Raw genomic sequence first — 8,734 nt, 5'->3', positions numbered from 1 at the left:
TCGGAGGGCACCGGGGGAGCGGAGGCCGGCGCCGGGGCGTCGTCCTCGCGCAGCGTGGTCAGCTGCGCGGCGACCGTCTCCCGCAGCGGGGTCAGGGCCCCGGCCAGGCCGGGGTGGGCGCCGGTGACGGCGTCGTAGTGGGCCAGCAGCTTGGAGCTGTCCCGGGCGGCCCGCCGCCGCAGCCCCTCGTCGCCGCCGGAGACGGCTTCGCCGGTGCGGTCGGGGCCGGCACCGTCCGCCCCGGAGCAGCCGCTGAGCAGGCCGGTGAGACCGGTCAGGGCGGCGAGGGTGCCGCCGGTGAGCAGAAGGGTACGTCTGGGCAGCTCGATGGGCGGGCCGCTGGACATGGCTTCCCCGTACTTCCCGCAGGTGAGGTCATCTGATGATGCGTCAGCGATATCTCCAGTGGAGATCACCGCAAGGTGAGCGTACCTGTGCACTCAGCTCATCGGTCCGCGACCCCGCCTTCCCGGCGTGCCCGGACGGGACGACAACGCGGTCGGCGTACCGTGCCACAGACGATAGGCTGTGCCGCGGGCGCGAGCCCCCCCGTATCCCCACAACAGCAGACGCGGCCGAGGAGTCACCCGGATGAGCACGACCCAGATCGACAGGCTGCGGGAGCTGCTGGAGCCGCTGGCCGCGGAGCGGGGGATGGACCTGGAGGACGTGCGGCTGACGCCGGCCGGCAAGCGCCGGGTGCTGCGGATCGTGGTGGACACCGACGAGGGCGTGGGTCTGGAGGCGTGCGCCGAGCTGAGCCGCGCCGCCTCCGCCGCGCTGGACGCCGCCGACGCCCTCGGGGCCGCGCCGTACGTCCTGGAGGTCTCCTCGCCCGGCGCCGACCGGCCGCTGACCGAGCCCCGCCACTACCGCCGCGCCCTCGGCCGGCTGATCAAGGCCAAGCTGCACGAGGGCGGCGAGCTGACCGCCCGGATCACCGGCGTGGACGACGGCGGCCTGGACCTGGAAGTGCCCGGCGTCAAGGGACGGCGCCCGACCGCGCGGCGCGTGGAGTTCGCGGAGATCGCCTCCGCCCGCGTGGAGATCGAGTTCAACCGCCCCGCGGCCGGCGACGCCGCCGACGCTGGCGACGACAACGACGACGAGAACCAGAAGGAGGCGTAGCCGTGGACATCGACATGAGTGCCCTGCGGGGACTGGTGCGGGAGAAGGAGATCTCCTTCGATCTGCTGGTGGAGGCGATCGAATCGGCCCTCCTCATCGCGTACCACCGCACCGAGGGCAGCCGCCGTCACGCGCGGGTGGTGCTGGACCGTGCCACCGGCCATGTGACGGTGTGGGCCAAGGAGGACGTGGCCGACCTGGAGGTGGGCGAGGACGGCGAGCGGCCCGAGCCGCGCGAGTTCGACGACACCCCGGACGGTTTCGGTCGGATCGCGGCGACCACCGCCAAGCAGGTCATCCTGCAGCGGCTGCGGGACGCGGAGGGCGATGTCACCTTCGGCGAGTACGCCGGGCGCGAGGGCGATGTGGTGGCCGGCGTGGTCCAGCAGGGCCGCGACCCGCGCAGCGTGCTCGTGGACATCGGCAAGATGGAGGCCGTGCTCCCGCCGCAGGAGCAGGTGCCGGGCGAGTCGTACACCCACGGCTCCCGGCTGCGCTGCTACGTGGTGCGGGTGGCCAAGGGGGCGCGCGGCCCGTCCGTCACGCTCTCGCGCACCCACCCGAGCCTGGTGAAGAAGCTCTTCGAGCTGGAGGTCCCCGAGATCGCCGACGGCTCGGTGGAGATCGCGGCGATCGCCCGCGAGGCCGGCCACCGCACCAAGATCGCGGTGCGCTCCACCCGTCCCGGGCTGAACGCCAAGGGCGCCTGCATCGGGCCCATGGGCGGCCGGGTGCGCAACGTGATGGCGGAGCTGCACGGCGAGAAGATCGACATCGTGGACTGGTCGGACGACCCGGCGGAGATGGTGGCCAACGCCCTGTCCCCGGCCCGGGTGAGCCGGGTCGAGGTGGTGGACGCGGCGGCCCGCTCGGCGCGGGTCACCGTCCCCGACTACCAGCTCTCGCTCGCCATCGGCAAGGAGGGGCAGAACGCCCGGCTGGCGGCCCGGCTGACCGGCTGGCGCATCGACATCCGCCCCGACACCGAGCAGCGGCGCCCCGAGGGCACGCCCGGCGGAGGGGACGCGCGCCCGTCCGGGGAATGAGAACGGCCTCCGCGCCGTTGTGACAGCCGGAGCCCCGCGCGACGGGGCGCTGATCGTGCCCACCCGGGTAGGGAAGCGGTACGTACGGGGAGGTAGAATCTACGGTGTCTGGCCGGACACGTGTCCAGGCATGCCCGGAGCGGACGTGCATCGGTTGTCGGCAACGCTCGGCCCGGGACGATCTGCTGCGTGCGGTGGTGATCGAGGGGCGGTGCGTTCCCGATCCACGCGGTACGCTGCCCGGTCGGGGCGCTTATGTGCATCCCGTACCGGCCTGCTACGAGCTGGCGGTCCGCCGTCGGGCGTTCCCCCGGGCCTATCGGACCCAGGGGCCGCTTGACACCGGAGAGCTGGCGCGGCTGGTCGGCCGGGCGGAAGCACAGGAAACGCACCAAACGTAAGAAGCGCCGCGTGGTGGTCACCACGCGGTCCAGGTACCTCGCGAGTCGGAAGTAGGTCGAGATTGCGATGAGCACTCGATGAGTACGCGATGAGTACGCCCGTGAAATAGCGAAGGTCCGAGGGACGACCCACCCCGGACCGTAAGGAGCGAAGTGGCTAAGGTCCGGGTATACGAGCTCGCCAAGGAGCTTGGAGTCGAAAGCAAGGTCGTCATGGCCAAGCTCCAAGAACTCGGTGAATTCGTCCGTTCGGCGTCCTCGACGATCGAGGCGCCGGTTGTCCGAAAACTGACCGACGCGCTCAGCGCGGGTTCCGGCGGTGCCAGGAAGTCCGCGAAGCCCGGTGCGCCGGGCAGGAGTGTCCCCAAGCCGGGAGCCGCGCCCAAGCCGGGCGCCCCCGGTCCCCGTCCGGGTCCCGCCGCGCCCAAGCCGGGTGCGCAGGCCCCCAAGCCGGGCAATGCCCCGCGGCCGGGTCCCACCCCGCCGCCGGCCGCCCCGAAGCCGGGTGCCAAGCCGGGCCCCGCGGCGCCCGAGTTCACCGCGCCGCCGAGCCCCGAGCCGGCGCCGCGTCCCACCGGCCAGCGTCCCGGCCCCGGTGGCCAGGGTGGCGCAGCGCCCAAGCCGGGTGCGCGTCCGGCCCCGAAGCCGGGTGCCGCGGCCCCCAAGCCGGCCGGTGCCAAGCCGGGCGGCGGCGCCGCCAAGCCGGGCGCCCCGAAGCCGGGCGCACGTCCGGCTGGTCCGCGCCCGGGCAACAACCCCTTCTCGACCGGTGGCTCCACGGGCATGGCCCGTCCGCAGGCCCCGCGTCCCGGCGGCGCGCCGCGCCCCGGCGGCCAGGGCCAGGGCGGTCCGCGTCCCGGTGGCGGCCAGCAGGGTGCGGCGGGTCCGCGTCCGCAGGCGCCCGGTGGCGGCCGTGCCACCCCGGGCAACATGCCCCGTCCGCAGGGTGCGGCCCCCGGCGGCCCGCGTCCCGGCGGCGGTAACCGTCCGAACCCCGGCATGATGCCGCAGCGTCCGGCGGCCGGCGGCCGTCCGGGCGGCGGTCCCGGTGGTCCCGGCGGCCGTGGCCAGGGCGGTCCGCGCCCCGGCGGCGGTGGCGGCTTCCGCGGTGGCGGCGGCGCCCGTCCTGGCGGTGCCGGCCGGCCCGGTGGCGGCGGCGGTTTCGCCGGCCGTCCCGGTGGTGGCGGCGGTGCCGGTGGCGGCGGCGGTTTCGCCGGCCGTCCGGGCTTCGGCGGCCGTCCCGGTGGTCCCGGTGGCCGTGGTGGCACGCAGGGCGCCTTCGGCCGTCCCGGCGGTCCTGCCCGGCGTGGCCGCAAGTCGAAGCGGCAGCGGCGCCAGGAGTACGAGGCCATGCAGGCCCCGTCGATCGGCGGCGTGATGCTGCCGCGCGGCAAGGGTGAAGCCATCCGGCTGTCGCGCGGTGCGTCCCTGACCGACTTCGCGGAGAAGATCAACGCCAACCCGGCGTCGCTGGTCCAGGTGATGTTCAACCTGGGCGAGATGGTCACCGCGACCCAGTCGGTCTCCGACGAGACCCTCCAGCTCCTCGGCGACGAGATGAACTACACCGTTCAGATCGTCAGCCCCGAGGAGGAGGACCGCGAGCTGCTCGAATCGTTCGACATCGAGTTCGGTGAGGACGAGGGCGGCGAAGAGGCCCTCGTCAAGCGGCCGCCGGTGGTGACCGTCATGGGTCACGTCGACCACGGCAAGACGCGTCTGCTGGACGCGATCCGCAAGACCAACGTCATCGAGGGCGAAGCCGGCGGCATCACCCAGCACATCGGTGCGTACCAGGTCTCCACCGAGGTCAACGGCGACGACCGCAAGATCACCTTCATCGACACCCCGGGTCACGAGGCGTTCACCGCCATGCGTGCCCGCGGTGCGAAGTCGACCGACATCGCGATCCTGGTGGTCGCCGCCAACGACGGTGTGATGCCGCAGACGGTGGAGGCGCTCAACCACGCCAAGGCCGCCGAGGTGCCGATCGTCGTCGCGGTCAACAAGATCGACGTCGAGGGCGCGGACCCGACCAAGGTGCGCGGTCAGCTGACCGAGTACGGCCTGATCGCGGAGGAGTACGGCGGCGAGACCATGTTCGTCGACATCTCCGCCAAGCAGGGCACCAACATCGACGGGCTGCTCGAGGCCGTGATCCTCACGGCGGACGCCGCCCTCGACCTGCGGGCCAACCCGGCCCAGGACGCCCAGGGCATCGCCATCGAGGCCCACCTGGACCGCGGTCGCGGTGCGGTGGCCACGGTGCTCGTCCAGCGCGGCACGCTGCGCGTCGGCGACACCATGGTGGCGGGCGACGCGTACGGCCGTGTGCGGGCGATGCTGGACGACTCCGGCAAGAACGTCTACGAGGCCGGTCCGTCCACGCCCGTCCTGGTGCAGGGTCTGACCAACGTGCCGGGCGCCGGCGACAACTTCCTGGTGGTCGGCGAGGACCGCACCGCCCGGCAGATCGCCGAGAAGCGTGCGGCGCGGGAGCGCAACGCGGCCTTCGCCAAGCGGGTCCGCAGGGTGTCGCTGGAGGACCTGGACAAGGTGCTCAAGGAAGGCGAGATCCAGCAGCTCAACCTCATCATCAAGGGCGACGCGTCCGGTTCGGTGGAGGCCCTGGAGTCCTCGCTGCTCCAGCTGGACGTCGGCGAGGGTGTGGACCTGCGGGTCCTGCACCGCGGGGTGGGTGCGGTCACCGAGACCGACATCGACCTGGCGGCCGGCTCCGACGCCATCATCATCGGCTTCAACGTGCGCGCCGAGGGGCGTGCCACGCAGGCAGCCGAGCGCGAGGGCGTGGACGTCCGGTACTACTCGGTCATCTACCAGGCGATCGAGGAGATCGAGGCGGCCCTGAAGGGTCTGCTGAAGCCGGAGTACGAAGAGGTCGAGCTGGGCACCGCGGAGATCCGCGAGGTCTTCCGCTCCTCCAAGCTGGGCAACATCGCGGGTGTCATCATCCGCTCCGGCGAGGTCAGGCGGAACACCAAGGCGCGGCTGCTGCGCGACGGCCGGGTCGTGGCGGAGAACCTCAACATCGAGGGTCTGCGCCGCTTCAAGGACGACGTCACCGAGATCCGCGAAGGCTTCGAGGGTGGTATCAACCTCGGGAACTTCAACGACATCAAGATCGACGACGTCATCGCGACCTACGAGATGCGGGAGAAGCCGCGCGTCTAGCGCGGTGGGCCGGGGCCGGTCGGCGGGGTACGAAAACTCCGTCGATCGGCCCCGGCCGTTCCCGTTACGATCATCAGTATGTATACCGGGACATTGTCCTTCGACCTGCTGCTGGGGGACGTGCACTCCCTCAAGCAGAAGCGCTCGGTCGTCCGGCCCATCGTGGCCGAACTCCGGCGCACGTACGCGGTGAGCGCCGCCGAGGTCGGTGAGCAGGATCTGTACCGCCGGGCCCGGATCGGCCTGGCCGCGGTCTCCGGGGACCACGGGCATCTGTCCGGGCTCCTGGACGACTGCGAACGGCTGGTGGCCGGCCGCCCCGAGGTGGAACTGCTGTCCGTGCGGCGGCGGATCCACGGCGATCACGACGAATAGCGAAGAGCAAGCCGAACGGCAGGCAAGGAGAAGGACCAGTGGCCGACAAGGCGCGCGCGAAGAGGCTGGCGGACCTCATCCGCGAGGTGATCGCCGAGAAGCTGCACCGGGGCATCAAGGACCCCCGGCTCGGCACCCGGGTCACCATCACCGACACCCGGGTCACCGGCGATCTGCGGGAAGCCACCGTCTTCTACACCGTGTACGGGGACGAGAGCGACCGCGAGGAGGTCGCCGCCGGGCTGCGCAGCGCCAAGGGCGTCCTGCGCGCGGCGGTCGGCGCGGCGGCCGGGGTCAAGCACACCCCGAGCCTGGAGTTCGTGCCCGACGCGCTGCCGGAGACCACCCGCAACCTGGAGGACCTGTTCGACCGGGCCCGGGAGCGGGACGAGGAGGTACGCCGTACCTCCGCGGGTGCCCAGTACGCCGGCGGGGCCGACCCGTACCGCGAGGACGGCGACGCCGGTACCGCGGAGACCCGGGACGGCGCGGACACCGACGGCACCGAGGACCGTACCGACCGATGAGCAAACGCAGCGGTGGCCCGGACGGGATCGTCGTCGTCGACAAACCCGCCGGGCACACCTCGCACGACGTGGTGGCGCAACTGCGCGGCATCGCCCGTACCCGCCGCGTCGGGCACGCCGGGACCCTGGACCCGATGGCCACCGGGGTCCTGGTGCTGGGGCTCGGCCAGGCCACCAAGCTGCTGGGCCATCTGGCACTCACCGAGAAGGAGTACCTGGGCGTCATCCGGCTCGGCCAGAACACCGTCACCGACGACGCCGAGGGCGAGATCACCGGCGGCGCGGGCGCGCCCGGCGTGGACCGGGCCGCCCTGGACGCCGCGGTGGCGGCGCTGACCGGCGACATCCTCCAGGTCCCCGCCAGCGTCAGCGCCATCAAGGTCGACGGCAAGCGGTCCTACCAGCGGGTCAGGGAGGGCGAGGACGTCGCCCTGCCCGCGCGGCCGGTGACGGTGCGCTCCTTCGACGTGCACCAGGTCAGCGAGACGGTGGCCGAGGACGGTACCCCCGTCACCGATGTCACCGTGGGCGTGGTGTGCTCCTCCGGGACGTACATCCGGGCGCTGGCCCGCGACCTGGGCGCGGCCCTGGGCACCGGCGGCCATCTGACGGCGCTGCGCCGCACCCGGGTCGGGCCGTACGGTCTGACCGGGCCGGGCGGCGCCCGCACGCTGGACGCCCTGCGCGCCGAGCTGACCGTGCTGCCGCTGGCCGACGCCGCCGCCGCGGCGTTCCCGCGCTGGGACGTGGACGAGCGGCAGGCCCGGCTCATCGGCAACGGGGTGCGCATCGCGGCGCCCGGACTGCCGGACGGCCCGGTGGCGGTGTTCGGCCCGGAGGGCCGGCTGGTGGCGCTGATCGACGCGGCGGGGGACGCGCGGGCCAAGAGCCTCGCGGTGTTCACCGCCCCCGCGGCCTCCCCGTCGTGAGGGCCCCGACCGGGGGCCGGGTACCTTGGAGCCGCGGCGGGCCACCGCATGGGCCCACCGGAATCCGCGAGAATCGGCGAGGAGCGTAAACGGTGCAGCGCTGGCGTGGCATGGCGGAGATCCCCGGTGACTGGGGGCGCAGTGTCGTCACCATCGGGTCGTACGACGGCGTGCACCTCGGTCACCAGCTGATCATCGGCAAGGCGGTGGAGCGGGCCCGGGAGCTGGGTGTTCCCGCGGTGGTCATCACCTTCGACCCGCATCCGATGGAGGTGATCCGGCCCGGCAGCCAGCCCGCGCTGCTGGCCCCGCACCGGCGGCGTGCCGAGCTGATGGCGGAACTGGGCGTGGACGCCGTCCTGGTGCTGCCGTTCACCAAGGAACTCTCCCAGCTCTCCCCGGCGGAGTTCGTGGTGAAGGTGCTGGTGGAGAAGCTGCACGCGGTGTCCGTGGTGGAGGGGCCGAACTTCCGGTTCGGGCACCGGGCGGCGGGCAGCGTGGCGACGCTCGCCGAACTGGGCGAGAGCTACGGCTTCGACGTCCGGGTCATCGATCTGTACGTGCGCGGCGAGGTGGGCGAGGGTGAGGCGTTCTCGTCCTCGCTGGCGCGCCGGCTGATCGCCGCGGGTGACGTGACGGGCGCGGCAGCCGTGCTGGGACGCCCGCACCGGGTGGAGGGCGAAGTGGTGCACGGTGCGGCGCGCGGCCGCGACCTGGGCATCCCCACCGCGAACCTGGACGTCGTGCCGGGCTCGGCGATCCCGGCGGACGGGGTGTACGCCGGGTGGCTGACGGCCGGGCAGGAACGCTGGCCGGCGGCGATCTCGATCGGCACCAACCCGCAGTTCGAGGGCACCGTCCGGTCGGTCGAGGCCCATGTGGTGGACCGCACCGATCTGGACCTGTACGGGCAGTGGGTGGCCGTGGACTTCCACTGCTTCGTGCGCGGCCAGGAGACCTTCGCCAGCCTGGACGACTTCCTGGCGCGGCTGGAGGAGGACAAGCAGCGGGTGCGGGAACTGCCGCCGCCCCCGCGCTGAGCGGTACGGCGGGCCGGTGACCGGCCCGCGCCCGTGTGCCCGCGCTCGCGGGCAGGGGAGGTGACGACGACGGCCGCCGCCGGTCCGTGAGGAACC

The 8,734-nt window shown here is 73.1% G+C and carries 8 protein-coding genes and 1 pseudogene; 8 read left to right on the top strand and 1 reads right to left on the bottom strand.

Going from position 1 to position 8,734, the window contains the following annotated elements; genetic code table 11:
• Positions 1-347: pseudogene (locus ACFV5N_RS18160) on the bottom strand (hypothetical protein); the annotation flags it as partial.
• Between the two features lie 244 nt (positions 348-591).
• On the opposite strand from ACFV5N_RS18160, the gene rimP reads away from it, so the two are divergent.
• The 8 genes from rimP (at position 592) to ACFV5N_RS18120 (ending at position 8,638) form a co-directional block, all read left to right on the top strand.
• Complete coding sequence (gene rimP / locus ACFV5N_RS18155; RefSeq protein ID WP_385600584.1) at positions 592-1,128, top strand: ribosome maturation factor RimP; 537 nt, start codon at positions 592-594, stop codon at positions 1,126-1,128.
• A gap of 2 nt (positions 1,129-1,130) precedes the next feature.
• Positions 1,131-2,174 (top strand): transcription termination factor NusA, encoded by a 1,044-nt coding sequence (gene nusA, locus ACFV5N_RS18150; RefSeq protein ID WP_385600581.1) that lies wholly within the window; start codon positions 1,131-1,133, stop codon positions 2,172-2,174.
• A gap of 104 nt (positions 2,175-2,278) precedes the next feature.
• Positions 2,279-2,575 (top strand): YlxR family protein, encoded by a 297-nt coding sequence (locus ACFV5N_RS18145; RefSeq protein ID WP_375060883.1) that lies wholly within the window; start codon positions 2,279-2,281, stop codon positions 2,573-2,575.
• A gap of 153 nt (positions 2,576-2,728) precedes the next feature.
• Complete coding sequence (infB, locus tag ACFV5N_RS18140) at positions 2,729-5,767, top strand: translation initiation factor IF-2 (RefSeq protein ID WP_385600577.1); 3,039 nt, start codon at positions 2,729-2,731, stop codon at positions 5,765-5,767.
• Between the two features lie 78 nt (positions 5,768-5,845).
• Positions 5,846-6,142 carry a DUF503 domain-containing protein gene (locus tag ACFV5N_RS18135; protein WP_385600574.1) on the top strand — a complete coding sequence of 99 codons (297 nt, stop codon included), beginning with the start codon at positions 5,846-5,848 and terminating at the stop codon, positions 6,140-6,142.
• Between the two features lie 38 nt (positions 6,143-6,180).
• Positions 6,181-6,669, top strand: coding sequence for a 30S ribosome-binding factor RbfA (rbfA, locus tag ACFV5N_RS18130; RefSeq protein WP_385600571.1), 489 nt, complete (start codon positions 6,181-6,183; stop codon positions 6,667-6,669).
• Positions 6,666-7,598, top strand: a complete 933-nt coding sequence (gene truB, locus ACFV5N_RS18125) for a tRNA pseudouridine(55) synthase TruB (protein WP_385600568.1) — start codon at positions 6,666-6,668, stop codon at positions 7,596-7,598. The genes rbfA and truB overlap by 4 nt, the downstream gene beginning before the upstream one ends.
• Positions 7,599-7,690: 92 nt before the next feature.
• Complete coding sequence (locus tag ACFV5N_RS18120) at positions 7,691-8,638, top strand: bifunctional riboflavin kinase/FAD synthetase (protein WP_385600565.1); 948 nt, start codon at positions 7,691-7,693, stop codon at positions 8,636-8,638.
• Positions 8,639-8,734 lie beyond the last annotated feature (96 nt).

It is taken from the genome of Streptomyces sp. NPDC059853, assembly GCF_042731495.1.
Taxonomy (GTDB): Bacteria; Actinomycetota; Actinomycetes; order Streptomycetales; family Streptomycetaceae; genus Streptomyces.
The sequence above is the reverse complement of the archived record's forward strand: the minus strand, read 5'-3'. Positions and strand labels throughout refer to the sequence as shown.

Bases quoted from the DNA above. Each gene is read 5' to 3' on its own strand.
- ACFV5N_RS18135 (WP_385600574.1), top strand. From the start codon at position 5,846: ATGTATACCGGGACATTGTCCTTCGACCTGCTGCTGGGGGACGTGCAC.
- rimP (WP_385600584.1), top strand. From the start codon at position 592: ATGAGCACGACCCAGATCGACAGGCTGCGGGAGCTGCTGGAGCCGCTG.
- truB (WP_385600568.1), top strand. From the start codon at position 6,666: ATGAGCAAACGCAGCGGTGGCCCGGACGGGATCGTCGTCGTCGACAAA.